The following is a 24598-nucleotide window of genomic DNA, read 5'->3' as shown; positions in this document are numbered from 1 at the left end:
GTACGCTCCTTTGCTTTAAAGCGGCTGTTAACGGCGGCGGAGAACCGAAAGCACTTCCGCGCTCGGATGTCCGTCGGGCTGCAGGCCATTTCGCTGCTGGAAAGCTTCGATGGCTTTGCGTGATGTCGAGCCAATCTTGCCGTCGATCTTGCCATCGTAATAGCCGAGCGCTTTGAGATGCGTCTGCAGTTCTTCGCGCTCATTCATCGTGATTGGCGTGAAAGGACGGTTCCAGTCCTGACGCAGGCCCTGATAACCACCGATACGATCTGCAAGCAGGCCAACGGCAAGAGCGTATTTATCTGCATTATTATAGCGCTTGATGACGGAGAAGTTCTTGGCCATCAGGAAAGCCGGTCCCTGACGTCCGTCGAGGACTTTCAGTGTAACTTTCTCATTGGCATCCGGGAAAGGACGGCCATTGGCACGAACGACACCCAGTCTCTGCCACTCGGCGGCTGAAAGTGAACCAGATGGGAATTTGCGACCGGCAGGAAGCACAACTTCATAGCCCCATGTGCGGCCCGGTTGCCAACCATTGCGATGCAGAAGATTTGCAGCAGTGCCGAGCGCATCAGGAACCGAATTCCAGATATCGCGCTTGCCATTACCGTCCATGTCGACCGCATAGGCCTGATAGCTCGTCGGGATGAACTGGGTATGTCCCATCGCACCTGCCCACGAACCGGTCAGGTGTCCACGGTCAATATCGCCGGTCTGGAGAATTTTCATCGCGGCAATGAGCTGCGTGCGGCCAAACTTGGCACGACGCTGGTCAGCATAGGCCAGTGTGGCGAGCGAACGGATCGTGTCCATCATGACATCGTCACGCTTGAGGATCTCGCCGTAATTGCTTTCCATCGACCAGATGGCCAGCAGGATATTACGGTCTACAGAGAAGCGCTGTTCGATGCGCTGGAGCCATGGACCCCATTTTTTCGCCATGCTCTGGCCGACAGCCACGGAATGCTCATTCACGCGATTGTCGATATAGTTCCAGACAGGCTCGTTGAACTCTGGCTGAAAGCGCGCCTTGCGCAGCACTTCAGGATCGGGCGAATCGACGCCCCTGAACGCACGGTCGAACGTCGATGGAGATACGCCATTCTGGATAGCTGTGGTGCGGAAACTGGAGACCCATTTTCGGAAATTAGCATCAGCGAAAGCGCTGCCTGTTGTCAGGCCAGACACGAGCATTGCCACCGCAACGGTCGCTGTAATCTTGGCGCGCATTCCTCGTCCCAGAGTGAATGGAAATCGCAGCATTCTGTGTTTCCCTTCTGCAATCATGTTTCTGCCGTGTCGAACGGCGAGTTGCCTGTCATGCCGGGCCTGCTTCAATCAGATTGCATCAAGTTGTTAATACTATCCAGTGTTGAATTTGGGGCCGACCCTTTTCAGGTTCACATTAGAGGCTCCAGGTTAGCATTTGGTTTACCATGCCGAAATCGTCGAAAAAAATGCAGAAAGTTTTGCGGAATTTTTGAATCAAGTAAGATTAAGGTAAGGTCATCGAATGTGATGGGGGAAAAGACGGAACTTCGTCATTCCTTAATGAAAACGCCCTATTTGAAATGCAATGGTTTCAATGCTTTGATAGCACAACCGTGTTAGTGAAAAAAATCGAGGAGACGAATGAGTTCGATCCGCAAAATCCGTAAGGCAGTTTTCCCCGTCGCCGGTCTTGGGACCCGCTTTCTTCCAGCGACCAAGTCCATCCCCAAGGAAATGCTCACCGTTGTCGACAAGCCTGTCATCCAATATGTGGTGGACGAGGCACGCGAAGCGGGTATCGAACATCTGATTTTCGTCACTGGACGCAACAAGGCTGTCATCGAGGATTATTTCGATGCACAGGTCGAGCTCTATTCGACCCTGGCTGAACGCGGCAAGACGGCGGAGCTTGAGCATCTGCAGGAATTGCAGCCGCAGCCAGGCACCACCAGCTTCACCCGCCAGCAGGTTCCACTCGGCCTTGGCCATGCGGTCTGGTGTGCACGCGAACTGGTCGGCGATGAGCCTTTTGCACTGCTTTTGCCAGATATGGTCATGCAGTCGAAGAAGGGTTGCCTTAAGGAAATGGTCGAGCTTTATGAGCAGACCGGAGGCAATGTCATTGCCGTGCAAGAATGCGATCCCGAGGAAGCCCATAAATACGGCATCGTCGGCAAAGGCAGTGCGATCGGCAACGGCTTTGAAATCAACCAGATGGTTGAAAAGCCTGCCAAGGGTACCGCCCCTTCCAATCTTTATATCAATGGCCGCTATATTCTTCAGCCGGAAATCTTTGAACTGCTGAGCAAGCAGGAAAAGGGTGCTGGCAATGAAATCCAGCTGACCGACGCAATGCTGAAGCTTGCCGATGCGCAGAAGTTCTTCGGCTTCGATTATCATGGCCGCACATTCGACTGCGGTTCAAAGTCCGGCTTTATTGAAGCCAATGTGGCTTTTGCCCTTTGGCGCAAAGATATTCGTCCAACAGTCGAAGTGTCGATTGCCGATCTTCTCAAGACGATCAAGCCAGAATAGGCCAACAGCATCGGCCAAAAATCGAAATCGATCTTTGAAAAGCACGATGCGTAGACTAAATAGTTTAGAGCGCCATGCGTCCGAAAGGACGCATGGCGCTCTAAACGTCATTCAGAAAAAACAAAACCCGCTTTCAGAATTGAAGGCGGGTTTTTTTGTTCAATATAGATGGTCGCTCCTTTGGCATGAAATTCGCTTCCTTAAAACGACAAGGCGAGAGCATCATCGGAACATGACAATAACAACTGATCATCTGAAAGCGCTTTCGACGCAGCGCGTGAGTGGGCTGGGGCAATTGTCGCTTCAGTTCAAGGATGGCCGTACGCGGATTGCAAAGCTTTATCAGGAGGGGGCAGCCAAGATTCGCATGCCGCGAACGGCGGCTGATCCGCTCGAGGCAATCCTCATCAATACGTCCGGTGGGCTGACTGGGGGAGACCGCCTGAGATGGGATGTGGAACTGAGCGAAAACGCATCTGCTGTTGTCACCACACAAGCTTGCGAACGGATCTATCGTTCCGGCGGCGGCGAGGCTCGCATTGCAACAAGTCTCAAACTCGCAAAAGGCACGCGTCTTGCATGGCTCCCACAGGAAACCATTTTGTTCAACCAGTCTGCAATCACACGCAGGCTTGATGTCGAGATGGAGAAAGCTGCTGAGCTTCTGATCGTGGAAGCAAATGTGTTCGGGCGTCTCGCCATGGGCGAAACGGTTGAGCGCGCCTTGTTTCATGATCGCTGGCGTGTGCGACAGGAAGGGCGATTGGTTCATGCAGAAGAATTGCGCCTTGGGCCTGACGTTGCGGAGCAACTGCAGGCGCGCGCGGTAGCAAATCAGGCGTTGGCAATTGCCACGGTTTTGATGGTTTCGGATGACGCGGGCCGGCATCTTGATGCGGCGCGGACGATTGCCGGTGAGAATGGCGGTTGCAGCATCGTGGTGGCAAATCAGGCATCCAAGCTGATTGTTCGGCTCATTGCGCGCGATAGCTATGAACTACGCAAACGGTTGGTGCCGTTGTTGGTGCTGCTTAATGGAAAGGCAGCGCTGCCTAAAGTTTGGTCAATTTAAGCCGGGTGTGGCTGTGCCGCCTTTCATGAAAAACGATTTGGAACAAAGTTATGAATTTGACGCCGAGAGAAAAAGACAAGCTTTTGATCGCGATGGCCGCCGTGGTCGCACGTCGTCGTCTGGAGCGAGGTGTAAAACTCAACCATCCCGAAGCAATTGCACTCATCAGTGATTTTGTCGTTGAGGGCGCAAGAGATGGGCGCTCTGTAGCCGATCTCATGGAAGCTGGAGCGCATGTGATTACGCGTGAGCAGGTGATGAAAGGTGTGGCCGAGATGATCCACGACATTCAAGTCGAGGCAACTTTCCCGGATGGCACCAAGCTAGTCACCATACACGAACCAATTCGCTAGTGTGGTGGATTTGAAGTTCCGATCATTTGTGTTGCATCCACGTTTAGGAACTTCAAATCCGTAAACCACACTAGGTTCAATATTCTACCAGTATGACTTGGAACCCGAATTTCGGGTTCGCCATACTAGAGCAAGAAGACATAAAAGAGAGAATGAACATGAAGAAATCGATACTTCTTGCAACAGCAATGGCGCTCACGGCAAGTCCGGCTTTTGCGCATCTGAACCCTGCGGAGCATGGCTCATTTGCTGCGGGCTTCACGCATCCGATTTCAGGGGTTGACCATATATTGGCTATGGTGGCAGTCGGTCTCTGGGCTGCAATGCTTGGCGGGCGGGCGCTGTTCGCTGTCCCTGCCGCCTTTGTCGGCGTGATGTTGTTCGGTTTTGTTGCGGCACTCGCGGGTCTGCCGGTTCCGTTCGTTGAACCGGTTATTCTCACGTCGGTGGTTGTGATTGGTCTTTTGGTTGCTTTAGCACTTCCGGTTTCGGCTGTTGCTGGTGCCATGATTGTTGGCTTCTTCGCATTCTTCCATGGCCATGCCCATGGTGGTGAAATCGGTGGAGCGGCTTTCCTCTCCTATGGGTCTGGATTTGCTCTCGCGACGATCCTGCTTCATGCCGCAGGCATTGGCGTAGGCCTTGCAGCGGGGCGTTTGATGACCGGACAAAACGGACGCCTTGTATTGCGCGTTGCAGGTGGTGCGACAGCGCTTGGCGGTCTCATGCTGATGGCTGGGTGAGGTGAGCGATGATACCCGGAGAAATCATTACCGCCGATGGCGACATAGAGCTCAATCAAGGCCAGCCGACGATCACTCTCAAGGTTGCCAATACGGGTGATCGTCCCATTCAGGTTGGTAGCCATTATCATTTCTATGAGGTCAATGCTGCACTGTCTTTCGATCGCGAACAAGCGCGGGGTTTTAGGCTCGATATTGCAGCGGGAACCGCAGTTCGTTTCGAGCCGGGACAGGAGCGTGATGTCACGCTGGTGCCGATCAGCGGGAAACGCGAAATTTATGGTTTCCGTCAGCTTGTCATGGGCAGGCTCTAATCTAGGAAAAAGGGGAATCCCATGCCAGCCAGAATTAGTCGCGCCACTTATGCGCAGATGTTCGGGCCAACGACCGGCGACAAGGTTAGGCTTGCCGATACGGAGCTGTTCATTGAAGTTGAGAAGGACCTGACCGTTTATGGTGAAGAAGTTAAATTCGGCGGCGGTAAGGTTATCCGTGACGGCATGGGGCAAAGCCAGTTGTCACGCGCTCAAGGCGCGATGGATACCGTCATCACCAATGCGCTGATTCTCGATCATACCGGCATCTACAAGGCCGATGTCGGGTTGATGAATGGGCGCATTGCGGGCATCGGTAAAGCTGGCAATCCTGATACCCAACCGGGCGTGACGATTATCATTGGGCCGGGTACGGAGATTATCGCAGGCGAAGGCCGTATCCTCACAGCTGGCGCAATCGATTCGCACATTCACTTCATTTCACCGCAGCAGGTGGAAGAAGCACTCACTTCCGGCGTCACCTGCATGGTTGGCGGCGGCACTGGTCCTGCGCATGGCACGCTTGCAACCACCTGCACGCCCGGGCCGTGGAACATTGCCCGTCTCATCCAGTCCTTTGACGGCATGGCGATGAATTTCGGCGTGTTTGGCAAGGGCAATGCTTCGCTGCCGGGCGCTCTCGAAGAAATGGTGCTTGCTGGTGCGTGCGGTCTGAAACTGCATGAGGACTGGGGAACGACCCCGGCCTCTATCGACAATTGCCTTGCTGTCGCGGACCGGTTTGATGTGCAGGTGGCAATCCACACCGACACGCTCAATGAATCGGGCTTTGTCGAAGATACGCTTGCTGCTTTCAAAGGTCGTACGATCCATTCATTTCACACGGAAGGTGCAGGTGGCGGGCACGCACCCGATATCATACGAGTCTGCCAATATCCGAACGTATTGCCCGCTTCGACCAACCCGACACGGCCTTATACGGTGAACACCGTGGCCGAACATCTCGATATGCTGATGGTCTGCCATCACCTGTCACCGTCCATTCCTGAAGACATAGCCTTTGCTGAAAGTCGCATCCGTAAAGAAACAATCGCCGCGGAAGATATTCTGCATGACATGGGTGCTTTCTCGATCATCTCGTCCGACAGTCAGGCCATGGGTCGTGTCGGCGAAATGATTATTCGCTGCTGGCAAACCGCCGACAAGATGAAGCGGCAACGAGGCGCACTCTCTGAAGATGTACCAGGCAATGATAATTACCGTGCCCGTCGGTATGTTGCGAAATATACGATCAACCCGGCAATTGCGCATGGCATGTCGCATGAGATTGGTTCGGTGGAAGTTGGAAAGCGCGCCGATCTGGTGTTGTGGAATCCGGCATTCTTTGGCGTGAAGCCAGATTTCGTATTGCTTGGCGGTTGGATCGCGACTGCCCCGATGGGCGACCCGAATGCTTCTATCCCCACGCCGCAACCCATGCATTACAGGCCTATGTTCGGCTCGTTCGGCAAGGCGCGCACCAACAGCTCGGTAACATTTGTATCTGAAGCCGCGATGAGTGCCGGTTTGCGGGAGTCGATTGGCGTCGACAAGCAGATGATTGCGGTCAAAAATACGCGCGATGGTATTGGCAAACGCTCGATGATTTTGAACAATGCGATGCCAGAGATGGAAGTTGATCCAGAAACCTACGAAGTGCGGGCCAATGGCGAGCTTTTGACCTGCGAGCCGGTCGATGTCGTCCCCATGGCACAACGCTACTTCCTGTTTTGAAGGTTTGAAATGTTAGAAGTAAAGTCGATAATCCGCGCTCATGAAGTGATCGATGCTGTCCCTGCGGGACATGTAATCCTCGAACGCGATGAGCGTCATCTGCGCCGCAAAGCCATAGCGCTTGAAGACGGTGAGAAAATCTTTCTGGATTTTGCAGAGCCGGTGGTGCTCGACCATGGCGACCGGTTGGTGCTGGAAGATGGGCGCGAGATCGAAATTCGTGCCGCCCGAGAGGCGCTTTATGAGGTTCGGGGTCGTGATGCACTCCATATAGCCGAACTTGCATGGCACATTGGAAATCGGCACTTGGAGGCACAGATTGAACCGGATCGCATCTTCATTCTGCGGGATCACGTAATCAAGGCGATGCTTGAAGGGCTTGGCGCCAAAGTCATCGATACCGTTGAAATCTTCAGCCCATTGCGGGGAGCCTATTCGGGCGGGCATTCCGCACATGATCACCAGCATCACCACCATGACCATCACCACCACGATCACGACTGATCAGAACATTGCTTTGCTGCGCTTGATGGCTTGGCTTTCGCCGGTCTTTCCGGTGGGCTCGTTCAGCTATAGCAATGGGCTGGAACGTGCGGTTCATGATGGTTTGGTCAGTGGCGTTGAGAGTCTGAGGGACTGGTTGCAATCGCTGGTCAGCTATGGGTCTGGCTGGAACGATGCGGTGCTATTTGCCGAAAGCTGGCGACAGGCCGTTTCAGGTGGCGATCTTCAGGAGGTGGCGGAGCTTGGCGCAGCACTGACAGGTTCACACGAACGGGACATGGAAACCATGCTGCAAGGCTCGGCATTTCTGGTGGCTGCCAAAACTTGGGATCATGCAGTTTTCAGACGCCTGCCGTCTGAATGCGCTTATCCTGTTGCGGTGGGTGCAGTGTCCGGCGCGCACGGTATTCCGCTGGGATTGGCACTGAGCGCCTACCTTCAGGCTTTTTGCATCAATCTTCTGCAAGCATCCATCCGGCTTTCCGTTACCGGGCAAACGGGTGTCATAAGCCTGATGGCAGCTATGGAGCCAACGCTTGTTACGACGGCTGCAAGGGCTGCTCAATCCACATTGGATGACCTTGGTTCGGCAACATTTCTTGCTGAAATCATGGCCATGAAACATGAAATACAGCATTCGAGGCTTTTCCGCTCATGACACAGAAAAACGGACCTTTGCGCGTTGGTATCGGTGGCCCCGTTGGCTCGGGAAAGACGACTTTAACGGAAAAACTCTGCAAGGCCTTGCGTGAGAAATATTCGATCGCAGTCATTACAAACGATATTTACACGCGGGAGGATGCGCTCATTCTCGCCAAACATCAGGCCTTGTCCGAAGATCGCATCATGGGTGTGGAGACAGGCGGGTGTCCGCACACGGCGATCCGCGAAGATGCTTCAATCAATCTTCAGGCGATTGCCGAGATGAACAAGCGGTTTCCTGATCTGGATATCGTTTTCATCGAATCTGGTGGCGACAACCTTGCAGCAACATTCTCGCCCGATCTCGCGGATCTGACGCTTTATGTGATTTCAGTTTGTCAGGGCGAGGAAATACCGCGCAAAGGCGGACCGGGCATTACGCGGTCTGACTTTCTCGTCATCAACAAGAGCGATCTTGCGCCCTATGTTCATGTTGATCTCGATATCATGAATGGCGACGCTGTGCGGATGCGTGGCAAGCGTCCTTATGGATTCACCGATCTGCATCGCGGCAAGGGCGTGCAGGAGGTTGTGGATTTCATTCTGGAGAATGGCAATCTTTAGAGCCCCATGCGTCGGCACATGGCGATGAAACTCTTAACCGCCTGCGATGCCTCGCTTTTACGGAAAGCCAGCGCCACATCAGATGTGGTTGGAATACCTGTCACATCAATATATCGGATGCCGGGCAAGCCCACAGCACTCAAGGATTTTGGCGCAAGCGCCACGCCCATCCCGATAGATGCGCGGCTCGCAATTTCGGTGAAATCAAGTGCTTGAGCGCTGATGTTGGGTTCAAAGCCTGCGCTGTGACAGGCTTCGATTGTCGTGCCATGAAAGCCTATATCAGCAGGCTGGCGCGGGGTGATGAAAATCTCGTCTTTTAAAGTTGGCAGTTCGATGGTGGATTGGTGCGCGAGCGGATGGGTTTCGCTGAGCACTGCAACAAGCGGCTCCTTTCTTACCACAAGGCTCGTCAGTCCGGGCAGAAGAAGAGCGGGCCAGCGTACAAAACCTATATCGAGCAAGCCCTCGGAAATGCGCGTTAGTTGCATCCGCAGCTCCATCTCGACCAGATTGACGGACACGCCGGGATAATCCTCCTTGAATTTGTGAATGGTCTCGAACACGACGCCGGAATACGCAGCAGAGGCGACATAGCCGATGGAAATCTGGCCGATTTCCCCCCGTCCGGCTCGATTGACTGCAATCATCGTCGCATCCACTTGCATGAGGATTTTGACGGCCTCACGGTAAAGCACTTCGCCCGATTGTGTGAGTTGAACGGCGCGGCGAGAGCGGTCCAGAAGTGGCGCTCCCAAAATTGCTTCCAGAGCCATGATTTGCTGGCTCAAGCCCGGTTGTGCGATGCCGAGTTTTGCGGCCGCGCGTTCGAAGTTTTTCTCCTCAACAAGCGCACAGAAATAGCGCAAATGACGCAGTTCAAAGGATTTGGACTTGAGGAGCTTGCTGCGGGGATCGGGCATGGCTGTTTCTTTGAATAATTCAAAACAATGGCGGCTTTGATTATCATAATTCGTACTTATGAAAAATGCGCTCTTGAATTATTGGATAGATTGGGAAAAGATGATTATTAGGGTCCAGTTTAAATTTTGAGGGGATCAAAGTGAAAATTCTGGCCCGAAACCGCCACGCATTATCGGTTGTCATGCTTTCCGGCGCGACGGTTGCCACCATTGTTGGAGCACGTGCGCAGGAAACCACGAGCCCCACCGTGCTTGCGCCGATTGTCGTGAACAGCGGTTCGGAAGATCCCACAGCTCCCGTCAAAGGTTATGTCGCCAAAACCAGCATCAGCGCGACCAAGACCGGCACTCCGCTGGTCGAGACCCCACAGTCGATTTCGGTTATTACGGCGGATCAGCTGAAGGCGCAGGACGCACAGACCCTCGGACAGGCACTTGGCTACACACCGGGCGTGGTTTCAGAGCCCTATGGTTCTGATCCGCGGTTTGACTCGCCACTGATCCGTGGTTTCGATGGTCGTCAGGTGCAGTTTCTCAATGGTCTCCGCCTGATGCGCACGGCGGGTGCTTCAGCGGTTGATCCTTATATGCTTGAGCGCATCGAAGTTGTGCGTGGCCCGGCTTCGGTGATGTTCGGTCAGGGCAATCCCGGCGGTCTCATCAATATGATCAGCAAGCGCCCGACCTTTGAGAAATTCGGCGAGATCGGTGTGCAGGCTGGCAGCTATAACACCTACGGCACCTTCTTCGATGTGGGTGGCCAGGTTATGGAAAGTGACCAGTTCGCCTATCGCTTCACAGGCATGGTGCGCAAGGCTGGCACGCAGACGGACGATCTCGACAATGATCGTTACTTTATCGCACCTGCATTCACGTGGAAGCCCGATGAAGACACTAAGCTCACGATCCTCACCAGCTTTCAGCATGACAACCCAAGCTCACCTTCGGGGCTGCCACCACAGCTTACGCTGAACGCGACCAGCTACAGCCTGCCGCGAGATTTCTCTGTTGGCGATCCGAGCTATGATGATTCAAGTCGTAACGTCGTCAATCTCGGCTATGAGCTTGAGCATCGTCTCAATGAAACGTGGACCTTCCGACAAAATGCGCGCTACACCAATCAGCGCTGGGATTATACGGCGCTTGGTATGGCGTCGACTGGGCTTGCCAAGGACGGTCGTACCATCAACAGGACTGCAACTGTTCAGAACGAGCGTTTGAACACGTTCAACATCGATAACAATCTTGTCGCCGAGTTCGATACAGGTCCGGTGGAACACAAATTCCTTGCTGGCGTCGACTACCGCTACTTTGACAACAATGCTGGCACCCAGTTCTGGAGCGCGACGCCACTCGACGCCTTCAACCCTGTTTATGGCGGCCCGATCAAGTATCTGACGGCAAAGCCAACCGTGAACACGCTAGTCGATTCCCGTATGACGCAAGTCGGTATCTATGCACAGGACGAACTCGTCTATGAAAATTGGCGCGCGACTGTTGGGTTGCGTCAGGATTGGGCATCGACACGCGGCACCTCGACCAACCGAAACACCAATATATCGCGACCACTTGATCAGGATGATCAGAAGCTGAGCGGTCGCGCAGGCCTCGGTTATGTGTTTGACAATGGCATCGCGCCCTATGTCAGCTATGCAACCTCGTTCGAACCTGTTGCTGTTTCGGCGACTGCTGGCGTGCTACAGCCGACCACCGGGAAGCAATGGGAAGCGGGCGTAAAGTACCAGCCAAATGGCTGGGATGGTTATTTTGCAGCAGCCGTTTATGACCTGCGTCAGCAGAATGTACCAAATACCGTCTCTCTGCCCAACGGTACAACCACTACTGAACAGATCGGTGAAGTACAGGTTAAGGGGCTGGAACTTGAAGGTGTGGCCAGTCTTGCCCAAGGCCTCGATCTGCGCACAGCTTATACATACATGAAGGCGGAAATCGTTGGCGTCAAGGATGACGGAAATCGCCCCGCAAACGTTCCAGAACATGCGGCAAGCGTCTGGCTGAATTATGCCTTCCAGGAAGGTTCAGCGCTTGAAGGTTTTGGTGTTGGTGGTGGTGTGCGTTATATCGGCCAGCGTTATGGAGATACCGCAAACACCTATGATCTGGATGCGGTCACTTTGACTGATGCTGCGATCCACTATCAGAAGGATGGCATCAGAGCGTCGCTGAATATCAAGAATATTGCGGACAAGAAGTATGTCGCAAGTTGCAGTTCATTCGGATGTAACTATGGTGACGGCAGAACCTACATGAGCAAGCTGACATTTACATGGTAACAGACCCGCAGCGCGGATCGATATTCTCTGATTTGAAACTAAGCCGCCGGAAAGCTCTTGGCCTTCTGGCGGCTTTGGCTTTGCCAAATGTGGCGCGGGCCAACCCATTTGCACGCATTGCGGCAATCGATTGGGCCATGCTCGAATGTCTGGTGGCATTGGGTGTCACGCCAATTGCAGCAACCGAGCTGATCCGGTTTCGTGAAGATGCGGTTGAGCCGCAATTGCCTGCTTCGGTTGTCGATCTCGGTCTGCGTGGCTCACCGAATTTCGAGCTGCTCTATCTGCTCAAGCCTGATCTGATCCTGAGTTCCCCTTTCTATACCCGGCATGAAGAGGCGATGAAATCGATGGCGCCGATCATGACGTTGCCGTTTTACGTGCGCGGCGAGGGGCCCTATGAGAAGTCGCTGCAAGCTGTAACGGCGCTAGGCGATAAGCTTGAACTCAGCGCCAAAGCTTCAAGTGTTATTGAGGCTCAGGCGAAGTTTATTGCCGAGACCAAAGAGACGTTAAAGCCTTTTGCATCGCGCCCGACCTACCTGATCAATATTGGCGATGCGCGCCATTTCCGCGCTTTCGGCAATGACAGTATGTTTGGTGATGTGCTGGAACGGCTTGGTCTGCCAAACGCCTGGACGGATCGCTCGCGCTTTACATTTGCGGCCCCCGTTCCGCTGGAAAATCTGGCAGCAAACCCTGATGCTCGCATCGTCATTATCTCGGATATTCCAGTTGAATCGCGCAACAGCCTGCGCAACAGCGTGATATGGCAGTCGCTTAAGCCGGTCCGAGAAGGCCGGGTTTATATGCTTGATAATATCAATCCCTATGGCGGCATAACTGCGGGGTTGCGGTTTGCCCGGCTTCTGAAAGAAGCCTTGCAGGCAAGTGGGGAGACATCCCTGTGACCATTGGCAAACTCACTTCGAGCGCCGTAATCGGCGTTGCTATTGCTCTTGGATTGTTTCTCTGGAACGCCAACGCCTTTCTTCCATTTGGCGAGTGGCCTGCGCTTCCATTTGATCCGCAAAGTATGAGCACCGAGCAGGTCATTCTGGCCTATGCATTGTTGCCACGCGCATCGGTGGCGATTTTTGCTGGTGCAGCTCTAGGGTTGGCTGGTGCCTTGTTACAGCGGCTTTTGAACAATCCGATTGCGGACCCCTCGACCCTGGGTGTGTCGTCGGGTGCGCAGCTGGCGATCGTAACTGCAACGCTTTTCTTCCCAACCGTACTTGATCAGTTTCGGTGGATAGTGGCGCTTTCCGGTGCAGGCGTGGCCACTGCAATCGTGTTTCTGCTAGGCTGGCGCAATCGGCTTGAGCCGGTCACGATGGTCGTTTCCGGTCTTCTGATTGGCGTCACGTGCAGCGCAATCTCCGCTGCAATGACGCTATCGCAGGGCCAGTATCTCATGTCGCTGGTGACATGGAATGGTGGTTCGCTGAGCCAACAGGATTGGTCATCGACCATTGCGCTTGCGCTGCAATTCTTTGTTTGCCTCATTGCTGCAATCATGCTGAGCCGCCCGCTGACACTCGCAGGCCTTGGCGATAGCAGCGCTCGCTCGCTGGGCGTTCCGTTGGCATGGCTTCGCGTGACGGTCGTTGCGGTTGCCGTGATTCTTAGCGCGAGTGTTGCTGCCAATGTCGGTCTTGTCAGTTTCATCGGTCTTGCGGCGCCAGCAATCGCGCGTGGCTTCGGTGTCAGAAAGCCGAGTTCCATTCTGCTGGCCTCGCCCTTTGCAGGCGCGTGTCTCCTCTGGATTTGCGACGGTGCGGTGCAGCTTTTCGGCGCTAATCTTGGCGAAACTTTCCCGACAGGGGCAGTTACCGCGCTCATCGGCGGGCCTTTGCTATTGTGGCTTATTCCGCGTGTGCGGACGGCCTCGTCGCAACAGTCTTCGCCTGCGCAAATCGTCAAGCGTGCATCCAATGTGAAACTTGTTGTGCTACTCGCAGCACTGCTGGTTGCTGCCTTTCTTGCTCTCGCACTGACGCGGACACCGCAGGGCTGGTTGCTTCTGACGGGCGAAGACTTCCGTGAGATTTTACCTTTACGCTGGCCCCGTCTTCTGGCCGCCGCTGCTGCCGGAAGCCTGCTCGCCATGGCAGGCGCAGTTCTGCAGCGCCTGACCGGTAATCCGCTTGCAAGCCCTGAAGTGATCGGCGTCAGTGGTGGTGCAGGCATTGGCTTTGCCATAGCACTCACAATTTTTGCGGCACCGAACAATGCGCAACTGCTGCTTTGCGCTGGTATCGGCGCATTGATTGCCATGCTTGTGGTCTTGAGCTTTGCGAGCCGCAGAAGGTTGTCATCCGCACGCTTGCTCCTCGCTGGTATTTCGGTTGGTTCGCTCGCTTCAGCCATTCTGAGCATCTTCCTTTCCATCGGCGATCAGCGCTCATGGCAAATCCTTTCATGGCTTAGCGGCTCATCGGCCACGGCAACGCCTGAAAGTGCGATCTTTCTTGTTGTGTTGACGTTTGGTGTGATTGGGCTGGCATTGCTTGCTTCCCGCTGGCTGACGATCCTGCCGTTGGGACAGACCATTCCGATCTCGCTCGGTTTACCCGTGCGTGGGGCGCGGATGCTCACAATTTTTCTGGCCTGTATTGCAAGTGCGGCTGCATCATTGCTGGTCGGGCCTTTGAGCTTTGTGGGTCTGATGGCGCCGCATATGACGCGTCGTATGGGCTTTGATCAGGCCCGGTCGCATGTGATCGCCTCGGCGGTGCTTGGTGCGTTATTGATGGTGATTGCCGATCTTGGTTCGCGCAATGCGACCTTCCCCTATGAATTGCCTCTTGGCCTTTTCGCAGCTCTGGTCGGTGCGCCCTACTTGGCCTGGGCATTAGGCCGAAAGGGATAGTCTGATGGGCACGAAAGCGCCGCTTTGGATCGATTCATCAGAGCGCTACGGACTTGTGAGCCGTGCTCTGCATTGGGCCATGGCCTATATTCTGCTCTGGCAGTTCGTGATGATCCTGTCGTGGAAACTGGTTGGCCCATCGCCTCTGCTTGATGTGATCAGTGGTTTCGGTCCGGGGCATGGGACTGTCGGGCTTCTGACGATTGTGTTGGTTGTTGTGCGGGCCGTCTGGACTTTTATCAATCGCAACCAACGTCCTCCGCATGCAGCAGGACCCATGGGTAAATTGGCGCGTGTCGCACACAATGCATTCTATGTACTGTTGTTTGCCATTCCAGCACTCGCGCTGTTTCGCGCTTATGGCAGCGGCAAGGGACGCGAGCAGTGGGGCATCAATATCGTGCCTGCGACTGGAGAGAAAGTGGAATGGATGATGGCACCTGCAAACGCGCTGCACAGCCTGCTTTCATGGGGTCTGTGCATTTTGATTGTCGCGCATATATCGGTCGCGTTGTTTCACCGCTTGGTGCTTAAAGATGGTATTCTTTCGCGAATGGCTGGCCCGATGCGATCCAAAATCAAAGTTTTGCCGCTAGGAAATCGATAAAGGCGCGGATGCGCGCGGCAAGGTGAGGGTGGCCGGGAAAAACCGCATGGATTTTCTCAGGCTCGGCAGGCGACCATGCCGCAAGCACCTCCACCAGCTGCCCCGATGCAAGATCATCCGAGACGGTATGTTCACCCGTTTTCATCAGTCCGCCGTCTTCGATGCAGATACGTCTCAGGATCGTGCCGTCGCTGCCGAGAAAGTTTCCAGAAACCACCTGTCGAACGGTCTGGCCGGTTTGCGGGTCCGCGAACTCCCACTCGCTTGGCTGAAAATTATAGCGTAGGCAATTATGCGCTTTGAGGTCTTCTGGCCTTTGAGGCGTGCCGTGTTTTTCCAGATAGCCCGGGGAGGCCACCACGAGCCGTCGCATCAGTGTGATGGGACGGGCTTTCAAAGCCGAATCCTTCAACGCACCTGAGCGGATTGCCAGATCGGTGCGTTCCTGCCAGAGATCGATAATGCTGTCGTTGAGCGTTATGTCGAGTTCGACCTCTGGATAAAGCTTCAGAAACTCCGGTACCAGTGGCATAATCACGGTAGCACCGAAGCCGACCGTCGAACTGACCCGTAATGGGCCACGCACTGCCGCCTGTGCACCATCGGTAATCCGAGCTTCCATCTCCGTGAGTTTGTCCAGCAGGCCGCGCGCTTCCGCCAGATAGACCTCGCCTTCCGGTGTGGGTGTCAGGCTTCTTGTGGACCGCACCAGCAATCGCACCTGCAAGCGATCTTCCAGCCGTGAGACGAGACGGCTTACTGCGGACGGCGTCATGTTGAGCTGGCGGGCGGCAGCAGAAAAACTACCCGTCGCTACAGCACGCGCGAAGACTTCCATTTCACCGAAGCGATTATCCAAACGATCACCTGTGAATCTAATGAACAGCTGTATTTGATATTATCAGTCTTATCATTTGGTATCCAGAGAGCGATATCAGGGCAACAACAATTTCAGGAACCCCTCCCATGCCTGTTGCTCTTATCGCGCTTACGATCGCGGCCTATGCGATCGGGACAACCGAATTTGTGATTGTCGGTCTTCTGCCGACGGTCGCTTCGGATTTGCATATCACTCTTCCACTCGCCGGATTGATCGTCAGCGTTTATGCGCTTGGCGTTACCTTCGGCGCTCCGATCTTGACCGCTCTGACTGGTCGTCTTGAACGCAAGCCACTGTTGCTTGGCCTCATGGCACTGTTCATTGCAGGCAACATGGTTGCAGCCTCGGCACCAAGCTATGAAATCCTCATGATTGGACGCGTGCTTTCGGCGTTTGCCCATGGTGTCTTCTTCTCAGTCGGTGCAACCATTGCCGCCGATCTCGTGCCTGAAAACAAACGCGGTTCTGCCATCGCCATGATGTTCATGGGTCTGACGGTTGCAATCGTAACCGGCGTGCCGCTTGGCACCTGGATCGGCCAGAATTTCGGCTGGCGCGCAACCTTCTGGGCTGTTTCGGCAATTGGTATCGTCGCACTTGTCGGTATTGCGGCACTTCTGCCGCGCACTCTTCAAAAGGCTGAACCTGCATCGCTCATGGATCAGCTGCGTGTGCTTGGCTCAGGACGCCTGCTGATCGTCTACGGCATGACCGCGCTCGGTTATGGCGGCACATTTGTGGCATTCACCTACCTGACGCCGATCCTGCAAGATATTACCGGCTTCTCGGAAGGTTCCGTCAGTTACATTCTGATGTTCTATGGCATTGCGATTGCTATCGGCAACATCGTCGGTGGCCGTATTTCAAATGACAATCCGGTTCGTGCACTGACCGTACTGTTTGTGTTGCAGGTGATTGTGCTGGTGCTGTTCAGTTTCAGCGCGGTTTCGCCGCTCTTCACGCTGATTACACTTGCCGCTCTCGGCTTCCTGCAATTCGCGAATGTTCCTGGCCTGCAGCTCTATGTCGTGCAGCTCGCCAAGGAACACCGTCCCGGTGCTGTCGACGTCGCTTCTGCACTCAATATTGCTGCCTTCAATCTGGGCATCGCGCTTGGCGCTTGGCTGGGAGGTCTCGTGGTGGAAAGCCAGCTTGGCCTTATAGCCACCCCATGGGTTGGTGCAATTCTGGTTGGCGGTGCTTTGGTTCTTACAGTTCTAAGCGGCGCGCTTGATCGCCGTTCCGAAACCCGCATCGCTACCGCATAAAAATCAAAGGAAAAACAAACAAATGCATAACGTAACAACAAATGGCGCCACCATTCCCGCCCTCGGCCTAGGCACTTTCCGTATGCCCGGCGAGGATGTGCTTCGCATCGTCCCATACGCGCTCAAGGCTGGCTTCCGGCATGTCGATACCGCGCAGATTTATGGCAATGAAGCCGAAGTTGGTGAGGCAATTGCGACGTCCGGCATCCAGCGCGGTGACATCTTCCTGACCACAAAAGTCTGGGTTGATAATTACAAGCACGATGCTTTCATCGCGTCTGTTGATGAAAGCCTTGCCAAGCTCAAGACCGATTATGTTGATCTGCTGCTTCTGCATTGGCCTAATGAGGCTGTGTCGCTTGCCGAGCAGATCGGTGCGCTCAACGAAGTGGCAAAGGCTGGCAAGGTTCGTCACATTGGGGTGTCGAACTTCAACACTGCGCTGATGGCAGAAGCGAAGGCGCTTTCCAATCTGCCTCTGGTGACGAACCAAATCGAGTATCACCCCTATCTGAACCAGCAGGCCGTGATTGAAGCGGCTCACGCTGCAGGCATGTCGATCACCGGCTATTATGCGATGGCTGACGGCAAGGTGTTTGACGACGCGGTGTTGAAGGACATAGCTGCAGCGCACGGCAAGTCGGTCGCGCAGGTGGTTCTTCGCTGGCTGGTCCAGCAGGATAATGTGATAGCGCTGTCCAAGACGGTTAGCGAAGCCCGCATTCGGGAAAATCTTGCCATTTTCGACTTTGCATTAACTGAGCCGGAAATGCAGGTGATCCACGCGCTTGCCAAGCCCGAGGGACGCATTGTCAGTCCGGATGGGCTCGCCCCTCAGTGGGACTAAAAACAGCAAGGACGGCGAAAGCCGTCCTTTTTTCTTGTTCGTGTTTAGCGTTGCACTTTCATGCCGACATAAATGCTGTTGGCATGATATTCACGATCCGAGATTTGACTGGTCTGAAACTCATGACGCAGTCGCGCATCGATGCCGACAAAACGATTGATCCAGTAAGTCGCGCCGACCTGAGCGCCGATTGTATAGTCGGTACCGGTGCCATCCTTGTTGTCGCGGACATTAAGATCGAGCTTACCGTTGAAGCTCAGGTCTGAACGCACCTTCCGCGTGACTTCGAGGCTCGCAAAATGCAGAAGCGCACCAGAAACGCCCGGTGTCGTAGAGGTATCGACCATGGTTTGCGCATAAAGTTGCACATCAGTGCCGCGTAAAGGCGACCAGTTGATGGACGCTGCAAGCGATGGCCCACTGACATCGCTCAGTCGGGAATCATCGCTATTGGCGCGCATGAAACCCGCAGAGAATTCACCGTTGAACTTTTCACCCCGGTCGAACATCAATCCGCCGCGCACCGCATATTGTGAGCCACTGCGTTCATAGCCGTTGCTGTCCTGGCGTTCATCGAACATGCGCTTGCCCAGCTCAACTTCGGCAAAGGGCTTGAGTGCGGGTGAAATGGCAAAGCCACCGCGCAGCGTTATGCTGGCATAGGTGTTGTCGCGATCTTTCTGACTGACGGTGCCACCCGAAGATAGTTCTGCATCGCCATACATTTCATGTCCGACACGACCGGTTGCGCGACCAAAAAGCAAACCGGTGTCGCGTTCAATACCAAGGCTACCATTGATGGTGTGAACAAGCGGGCGTTTGAGAGCATCGGTTACACCGTTAGGGCTTGATGCACTTTCGCGGCGCAGTTTGTAGCCCGCACCCGCATTGACTGTTGTCTGGTCACTGAGATCAAAGCGAAGATTGCCCTGAACATCGACGCGTGGCTCCGACACGTCCTGACCGGAGATCGACTTGCTCAAAGTGCCTGAAGCGTCCAGCGCTGCCTGATGACGCCCCCAATCGGATTCTGCATTGAGGCGCAGCGTTGTTTCCGAGAGGATGGCGCTCGAGCCGGTTGAGCTGTTATCGCCATTTGTTGTCGCGCGAATGCCCTGTTCAAGTGTCGGGCGCAGCACGAATGTGCCTACTCGAACACCTAAGGGTGCAAAGGGATCAGCTTCAGGCGTTGCACGGCGACCTTGCTCTGGAATGGCGGGCAGGTTTTCGCGACGTGCGCGACCGGTGTCATTCTGTTCTTCCGTTGTAACCGCACCGACGCGCATATTGTCCGTCGAAAGGAAGGGCTGAACTTCCCCGTCCGCAACTGGTGCTGCCTGTGCTGGTTCGGTGGACTGTGGTTGGGCAGTGCTGTCGGCAGGTGGCGTGTAGGAACTATCCGCGAAATCAGCTGATGCGGGCGCGTTCGGGTCGACTGGGTCAATATCGCGATTTGCGGTCTGGTCGGGTGAAGAAACGGAGAGGTTATCTTCATCCGTGCTGCCGCGCAGCTGGGTATCCTGAGAAAAGGCCGTCGAATTGCTGATTACCAAAGCACACCCAGCCAGCAGCAGGCATCGCAACCTGCGGGCAAAAGGCGATGATCCGCCGGATGGGGAATTGGCAAAAAGCATATTGTCTTCAAACCGTTGCAACGTGGTAAGTGAACGGTAAACGGACATGGTTAATTCTTTATTGATAATTGCCTTTTGAGTGTTGGTAATGTGCGGCAACAAATGCTTGGACAAGCAGCAATGAAGGCGCTAACCGTTTGCGTCATGACAAAGCTCGACACGACACAAGAAGCCGCGCCTGCGGAGGATTTGATTGCCTCGGCTCTGCGCACGATCCGGACCGAAAATGCGGGCCTTGTGGCGCTCGAAGAAGCGCTGAACAATGGCCTCTCTGCCCCGTTCGCGGAAGCAGTCAGGACGATTGTTGCCTCAAAGGGCCGTCTGGTTGTGACTGGTGTTGGCAAAAGCGGCCATATCGGCACCAAGCTTGCTGCCACGTTTGCCTCCACCGGGACATCGGCCTTCTTTGTGCATTCGGCAGAAGCCAATCACGGTGATCTTGGGATGGTTGGCCGTGATGATGTGATCCTCGCCCTTTCATGGTCGGGCGAAACGGCTGAACTCAAAGGTATCGTCAATTATTCGCAACGCTTCCGCATTCCGCTGATTGCCATTACGGCGGGCGAAGAATCCGCGCTTGGAAGGGCTGCAAATGTCGCTTTGATTTTGCCAAAGGCACAGGAAGCCTGTCCGCATGGTCTGGCGCCGACGACATCGACAATGATGCAGCTTGCCATTGGTGATGCATTGGCCATAGCACTTCTTGAAGCACGCGGTTTCAGCCCGACAGATTTCAAGACTTTCCATCCGGGCGGTTCGCTTGGCGCGAGCCTTACCCATGTTCGCGAGATCATGCATAAGGGCGAACGTCTGCCGCTCGTCACAGTGGGCACATTGATGCCAGATGCCATGAAAGTTCAGGCTCAAAAGAGCTTTGGCTGCGTGATCGTCGTCAACGACGACGGTACGTTGGCTGGAATTGTCACCGATGGTGATATTTCGCGCAATCTGAGCCGCAATCTTTCGGAACTTTCTGTCGATGATATCATGACACGCAAGCCCCGGACGGTAGATCAGAATCTGCTTGCCAGCGCTGCCTTAAGCATACTCAACGAGCACCATATTGGTGCACTGATTGTGGTTGAAGACAATCGACCGATTGGCCTCGTGCACTTCCATGATCTGCTGCGCATTGGGGTGGCTTAAAGCATTTCCAGCAAAAGTGGGAACCGGTTTTGCGTTCGGAAATGCGTAAAAACAAATAGTTATAGCGGTTCGAACGATTCAATATTTGAGCGCATCCCGAAAAGTGTGAAACGGTTTTCGGACAAAGATGCGCGTTAAAACAGATAATTAGAGCGCCGATCTGATCCAATCAGATCGGCGCTCTAACTGGAACCGCTTAAAGGTTAGGGGAATAGGGCAGTATGTTTTGCTGTGGATGCGATCACATCCCGTAGCATTTAAACAACAGGCTGGATTCTTAGCCTTACTGCCTTAAATTGTCACTTCAACTTCCAGAGTAATCGGATCAAAGGACACGACGCGCACTTCTGTGCCTGCGGGGAGATCAGGGCCTCTGACGCGCCATGTCGTGTCGTTGATATGGATACGCCCGCGTCCATTGACGATAGGCTCATTCAAAGTCGCACGCTGACCGACAAGCTGGTCGCCACGACGGTTGAGCAGCGGCTCTTCCTGCTGATCATTGAAGCCGAAAAAGCGTCGGCCTGCCAGCACGAACGCAATGGCCAGAATGAGAAACAGCACAGTCTGCACTTGCCAGCCAAAGCCGATTATTGAGCCGAGCAGGAAGGCGAGCCCACCTGTGACAAGGGCGGCAACGCCGAACCAGATGAAGAAAAAGCCTGGCGCCATAATTTCCAGAATGAGCAGGACAAGTCCTAAAACGAACCAGCCCCAAAGCCCAAGCTGTGACAGGAAATGAATAATCATGACGCCCTGCCTGACTAACTGCGATTGGTGGTTGGTACGCTGCGCGAGCGCGGAGCAGATGCAGCAGGCGTTGGATCAACCGGATTGTTGCTGGGGCCAAAGACCTCCTTGGCGATTGCTCCGATACCGCCCAGAGAGCCAATAAGTGCACTCGCCTCAAGTGGCATCAGAATGACTTTCTGGTTCTTGGCGCTCGCGATATTGCTAAGTGCCTCTGTGTATTTCTGTGCCACAAAGTAATTGAGCGCCTGAACATTGCCATTTGCAACCGCTTCGGAAACCATTGTGGTCGCCTTGGCTTCAGCTTCAGCCAGACGTTCACGAGCTTCAGCTTCGCGCTTTGCTGCCTCAAGCTTGCCTTCTGCTTCCAAAATCTGCGACTGCTTCTGACCTTCAGCGCGCAAAATCTGCGCATTGCGGTCCCCTTCTGCTTCAAGAACCTGTGCACGCTTGTCACGTTCGGCCTTCATCTGGCGGCCCATCGAACTGATAATATCGGCAGGTGGATTGATGTCTTTGATTTCGACGCGGGTCATTTTCAGACCCCAAGGGTGTGCGGCTTCATCGACAACACGCAGCAGGCGATCATTGATTGCATCACGGTTAGAAAGCAGTTCGTCCAAATCCATCGAACCCATAACACTACGAATATTGGTCATGGTGAGGTTGAGAATTGCATATTGCAGATCCGATACCTGATAGGCGGCCTGAGCCGCGTTCAGCACCTGATAAAAGGCCACGCCATCAACACCGACAATGGCATTGTCGCGTGTGATGACTTCCTGTGTCTGCACATCAAGCACCTGCTCCATCATATTGAGCCTTGCGCCGATCCGGTCGAAAAACGGAACGATCAGGTTAAGACCCGGCATAAGCGTGCGTGTGTAGCGGCCAAAGCGTTCCACCGTGTAGTTGTAACCCTGCGGCACCGTCTTGATCCCTGCAAACAGCGTTGCCAGTACAAGTGCGGCCAAAATCAATAGCGTGATATCAAAACCAGTCATTATGTAGTCCCCTTAGTAAAGGCATAAGTGAACATACTGACTTATTCACCTATTGCCCTATTGCCTTGCAGCGGTTCCAGTTAATATTGAATGGTTGGAACCGCTGTAACTATTTGTTTTTACGCATTTCCGAACGCAAAACCGGTTCCCACTTTTGCTGGAAATGCTTTAAATCAAACCCAGCCCTGCAATTCGCGTCGTACGAGCGTTTCGATAACTTTCATGCCCTCAACGCTATCGTTGAGGCATGGAATGTGGCTGAAATTTTCGCCGCCTGCCTCATGGAACGCTTCGGCAGCTTCGTGGCCGATTTCATCGACGGTTTCCAGACAGTCTACCACAAAGCCAGGATTGAGAACGGCAACTGATTTGACGCCCTGCTTGGCCAATTCTTCCAGCGTCTCATCGGTATAGGGCTGGAGCCATTCTTCCGGCCCGAAACGGGACTGGAAGGTCGAGCGGAACTGCTTGTCATCCATACCGAGGCGGGCGCGCAAAAGCCGTGATGTTTCAAGGCATTGTGCGCGGTATGGATCGCCCTTGTCAGAATAGCTTTTCGGAATGCCGTGATAAGATGCGAGGATCACTTCCGGTTTGAAATCGAGCGTTGCCAGATGCTTCTCAATCGACCGTGCGAGCGCCTCGATATAGACGGGCTCCACTTCATAGGAAGGGATAGTGCGCACGGCTGGCATGAAACGCTTTTTCATCAGCACTTCAAAGAATTTGTCATTCACAGTGGCGGTTGTTGTCGCCGAATATTGCGGATAGAGCGGGAACATCACGATGCGTTCGCAGCCCTGCTTCAACAGACGGTCCGTTACTTCTTCAATCGAAGGTTGACCATAGCGCATGGCCCATTCAACAATGACATTTGGATGGTCTTTGAGTGCAACAGCGAGTTTTTCGCCTTGCGCACGCGTATAGGTACGCAAAGGCGATTCATTCTTCTCGCGGTTCCATATACGATCATAGAGCGCGCCGGAGCGCTTCGGGCGAGTATTGAGAACGATGCCGTATAGAATCGGATACCAGAAAAGGCGCGGCCATTCGATGACGCGACGGTCGGAAAGGAACTCGGCCAAATAACGCCGCATCGGGACGTAGCTTGTGCCATCGGGCGTGCCAAGATTGACAAGCAGAACACCCACTTTAGGTTGCTTCGTACCGCTGGTGCTCAGATTGGCGGTCACTTTATCCGTCTCACTCATATTCCGACTCCTGCTTTGCCGGAAAACTAGACAAAAATAGGCAAATTACAATCCTAACAATAGGCACGGCAGTCGAATTGTCGGGTAATCGATAAAACAACCCATAAAAAAAACGGCACACGCTAAAAGCGCATGCCGTTATTGTTGTCACTCCGGTGCGTCTTACAGCGGTTCCAGTTAATACTGAATCGTTGGAACCGCTGTAACGATTTGTTTTTACGCATTTCCGAACGCAAAACCGGTTCCCACTTTTGCTGGAAATGCTTTAAGCGCGACGGCTCAGCGAGAAACGCGAGCCCGCCGACGAAGTGCAGTTGAGCTGGTTTTGTGAAACGAGTGCACAATTCACCCGCGAAGAGGTGCCGCGCACGATCGAACGCATATCGATCTCAACCAGCTGAGGCGACTGGTAGCGATAGTTACCCTCTGCCAGCTTTTCGTTGGTGTCGGTTGAGCGGGTTTCGAAAATGCCGCCGTTGAAAGAGGAAACGATACCGTTTGGATCAGCCCATTTGCCATCGATACCGGCTGGTGCACGATCAACGACAGGGACATTGCCACCACCGCCAGGGCCAGTCGCAACACATCCTGCAAGCGCGAGCGATACGATTGCCGTAGAGCCAATGATGCGGAAGCGTTTCATG

At 54.1% G+C, this 24598-nt stretch carries 24 protein-coding genes; 16 read left to right on the top strand and 8 right to left on the bottom strand.

Annotated features, from left to right (window positions below):
• Positions 1–27: 27 nt before the first annotated feature.
• On the bottom strand, positions 28–1266 hold the full coding sequence (locus OIV19_RS14030; RefSeq protein WP_151093069.1) for a lytic murein transglycosylase: 1239 nt from the start codon (positions 1264–1266) through the stop codon (positions 28–30).
• A 369-nt stretch (positions 1267–1635) separates the two neighbouring features.
• On the opposite strand from OIV19_RS14030, the gene galU reads away from it, so the two are divergent.
• The 9 genes from galU to ureG all read left to right on the top strand — a co-directional run bounded on the left by galU (position 1636) and on the right by ureG (position 8515).
• The gene (galU, locus tag OIV19_RS14025; protein WP_151093067.1) at positions 1636–2529 is read left to right on the top strand and encodes a UTP--glucose-1-phosphate uridylyltransferase GalU; all 894 of its coding nucleotides are present in this window, start codon (positions 1636–1638) and stop codon (positions 2527–2529) included.
• Positions 2530–2761: 232 nt separating this feature from the next.
• The gene (locus OIV19_RS14020) at positions 2762–3601 is read left to right on the top strand and encodes an urease accessory protein UreD (RefSeq protein WP_264232020.1); all 840 of its coding nucleotides are present in this window, start codon (positions 2762–2764) and stop codon (positions 3599–3601) included.
• Positions 3602–3651: 50 nt separating this feature from the next.
• Positions 3652–3954 carry an urease subunit gamma gene (locus OIV19_RS14015; protein WP_264232019.1) on the top strand — a complete coding sequence of 101 codons (303 nt, stop codon included), beginning with the start codon at positions 3652–3654 and terminating at the stop codon, positions 3952–3954.
• Between the two features lie 158 nt (positions 3955–4112).
• The gene (locus OIV19_RS14010; protein WP_264232018.1) at positions 4113–4697 is read left to right on the top strand and encodes a HupE/UreJ family protein; all 585 of its coding nucleotides are present in this window, start codon (positions 4113–4115) and stop codon (positions 4695–4697) included.
• 8 nt (positions 4698–4705) lie between these two features.
• The gene (locus OIV19_RS14005; protein ID WP_264232017.1) at positions 4706–5011 is read left to right on the top strand and encodes an urease subunit beta; all 306 of its coding nucleotides are present in this window, start codon (positions 4706–4708) and stop codon (positions 5009–5011) included.
• Positions 5012–5032: 21 nt separating this feature from the next.
• Positions 5033–6745, top strand: a complete 1713-nt coding sequence (gene ureC, locus OIV19_RS14000; protein WP_264232016.1) for an urease subunit alpha — start codon at positions 5033–5035, stop codon at positions 6743–6745.
• A 9-nt stretch (positions 6746–6754) separates the two neighbouring features.
• Positions 6755–7249 (top strand): urease accessory protein UreE, encoded by a 495-nt coding sequence (gene ureE / locus OIV19_RS13995; RefSeq protein WP_264232015.1) that lies wholly within the window; start codon positions 6755–6757, stop codon positions 7247–7249.
• Positions 7221–7907, top strand: a complete 687-nt coding sequence (locus tag OIV19_RS13990; protein ID WP_264232032.1) for an urease accessory protein UreF — start codon at positions 7221–7223, stop codon at positions 7905–7907. Before ureE ends, OIV19_RS13990 begins: the two co-directional genes overlap by 29 nt.
• The gene (ureG, locus tag OIV19_RS13985; RefSeq protein ID WP_151093053.1) at positions 7904–8515 is read left to right on the top strand and encodes an urease accessory protein UreG; all 612 of its coding nucleotides are present in this window, start codon (positions 7904–7906) and stop codon (positions 8513–8515) included. The genes OIV19_RS13990 and ureG overlap by 4 nt, the downstream gene beginning before the upstream one ends.
• Here ureG and OIV19_RS13980 read toward each other — a convergent pair.
• Complete coding sequence (locus tag OIV19_RS13980; protein ID WP_264232014.1) at positions 8512–9438, bottom strand: LysR family transcriptional regulator; 927 nt, start codon at positions 9436–9438, stop codon at positions 8512–8514. The genes ureG and OIV19_RS13980 overlap by 4 nt on opposite strands.
• A 182-nt stretch (positions 9439–9620) precedes the next feature.
• Here OIV19_RS13980 and OIV19_RS13975 point away from each other — a divergent pair, with 182 nt between their 5' ends.
• From OIV19_RS13975 to OIV19_RS13960, 4 genes are read left to right on the top strand one after another with little or no spacing between them, the layout of a single operon-like run.
• Complete coding sequence (locus tag OIV19_RS13975; RefSeq protein ID WP_498831051.1) at positions 9621–11732, top strand: TonB-dependent siderophore receptor; 2112 nt, start codon at positions 9621–9623, stop codon at positions 11730–11732.
• Positions 11726–12643, top strand: a complete 918-nt coding sequence (locus OIV19_RS13970; protein ID WP_264232012.1) for an iron-siderophore ABC transporter substrate-binding protein — start codon at positions 11726–11728, stop codon at positions 12641–12643. Before OIV19_RS13975 ends, OIV19_RS13970 begins: the two co-directional genes overlap by 7 nt.
• Positions 12640–14607, top strand: a complete 1968-nt coding sequence (fhuB, locus tag OIV19_RS13965; protein WP_498831049.1) for a Fe(3+)-hydroxamate ABC transporter permease FhuB — start codon at positions 12640–12642, stop codon at positions 14605–14607. Before OIV19_RS13970 ends, fhuB begins: the two co-directional genes overlap by 4 nt.
• 4 nt (positions 14608–14611) lie before the next feature.
• The gene (locus OIV19_RS13960; RefSeq protein ID WP_264232011.1) at positions 14612–15214 is read left to right on the top strand and encodes a cytochrome b; all 603 of its coding nucleotides are present in this window, start codon (positions 14612–14614) and stop codon (positions 15212–15214) included.
• Here OIV19_RS13960 and OIV19_RS13955 read toward each other — a convergent pair.
• Complete coding sequence (locus OIV19_RS13955; RefSeq protein WP_191792945.1) at positions 15186–16073, bottom strand: LysR family transcriptional regulator; 888 nt, start codon at positions 16071–16073, stop codon at positions 15186–15188. The two genes, OIV19_RS13960 and OIV19_RS13955, sit on opposite strands and share 29 nt — an antisense overlap.
• A 107-nt stretch (positions 16074–16180) precedes the next feature.
• On the opposite strand from OIV19_RS13955, the gene OIV19_RS13950 reads away from it, so the two are divergent.
• Positions 16181–17362: an MFS transporter gene (locus tag OIV19_RS13950; RefSeq protein ID WP_264232010.1), complete on the top strand. Its 1182-nt coding sequence runs from the start codon at positions 16181–16183 to the stop codon at positions 17360–17362.
• Between the two features lie 22 nt (positions 17363–17384).
• On the top strand, positions 17385–18209 hold the full coding sequence (locus tag OIV19_RS13945; RefSeq protein ID WP_264232009.1) for an aldo/keto reductase: 825 nt from the start codon (positions 17385–17387) through the stop codon (positions 18207–18209).
• Positions 18210–18253: 44 nt separating this feature from the next.
• Here OIV19_RS13945 and OIV19_RS13940 read toward each other — a convergent pair whose 3' ends face one another.
• Positions 18254–19891 carry an outer membrane beta-barrel protein gene (locus tag OIV19_RS13940; RefSeq protein WP_498831048.1) on the bottom strand — a complete coding sequence of 546 codons (1638 nt, stop codon included), beginning with the start codon at positions 19889–19891 and terminating at the stop codon, positions 18254–18256.
• 96 nt (positions 19892–19987) lie between these two features.
• Between OIV19_RS13940 and OIV19_RS13935 the strand changes: the two genes are divergently transcribed.
• A complete protein-coding gene (locus OIV19_RS13935) occupies positions 19988–20989 on the top strand; it encodes a KpsF/GutQ family sugar-phosphate isomerase (protein WP_151093204.1) in 1002 nt (333 codons plus the stop codon).
• A gap of 291 nt (positions 20990–21280) precedes the next feature.
• Here the strand turns inward: OIV19_RS13935 and OIV19_RS13930 are convergent, their stop codons facing one another.
• The 4 genes from OIV19_RS13930 to omp10 all read right to left on the bottom strand — a co-directional run bounded on the left by OIV19_RS13930 (position 21281) and on the right by omp10 (position 24597).
• Positions 21281–21739 (bottom strand): NfeD family protein, encoded by a 459-nt coding sequence (locus OIV19_RS13930; RefSeq protein WP_151093037.1) that lies wholly within the window; start codon positions 21737–21739, stop codon positions 21281–21283.
• 14 nt (positions 21740–21753) lie between these two features.
• Positions 21754–22743, bottom strand: a complete 990-nt coding sequence (locus OIV19_RS13925) for an SPFH domain-containing protein (RefSeq protein ID WP_151093035.1) — start codon at positions 22741–22743, stop codon at positions 21754–21756.
• 173 nt (positions 22744–22916) lie between these two features.
• Complete coding sequence (hemH, locus tag OIV19_RS13920; protein ID WP_264232008.1) at positions 22917–23954, bottom strand: ferrochelatase; 1038 nt, start codon at positions 23952–23954, stop codon at positions 22917–22919.
• Between the two features lie 265 nt (positions 23955–24219).
• Complete coding sequence (gene omp10 / locus OIV19_RS13915) at positions 24220–24597, bottom strand: outer membrane lipoprotein Omp10 (protein ID WP_151093029.1); 378 nt, start codon at positions 24595–24597, stop codon at positions 24220–24222.
• Between the last annotated feature and the right edge of the window lies 1 nt (position 24598).

The sequence above is a fragment of the Brucella sp. HL-2 genome (assembly GCF_025846885.2).
Lineage (GTDB): Bacteria > Pseudomonadota > Alphaproteobacteria > Rhizobiales > Rhizobiaceae > Brucella > Brucella quorumnocens.
Note: the sequence above shows the minus strand (reverse complement) of the source record. Positions and strands in the feature narration are given on the sequence as shown.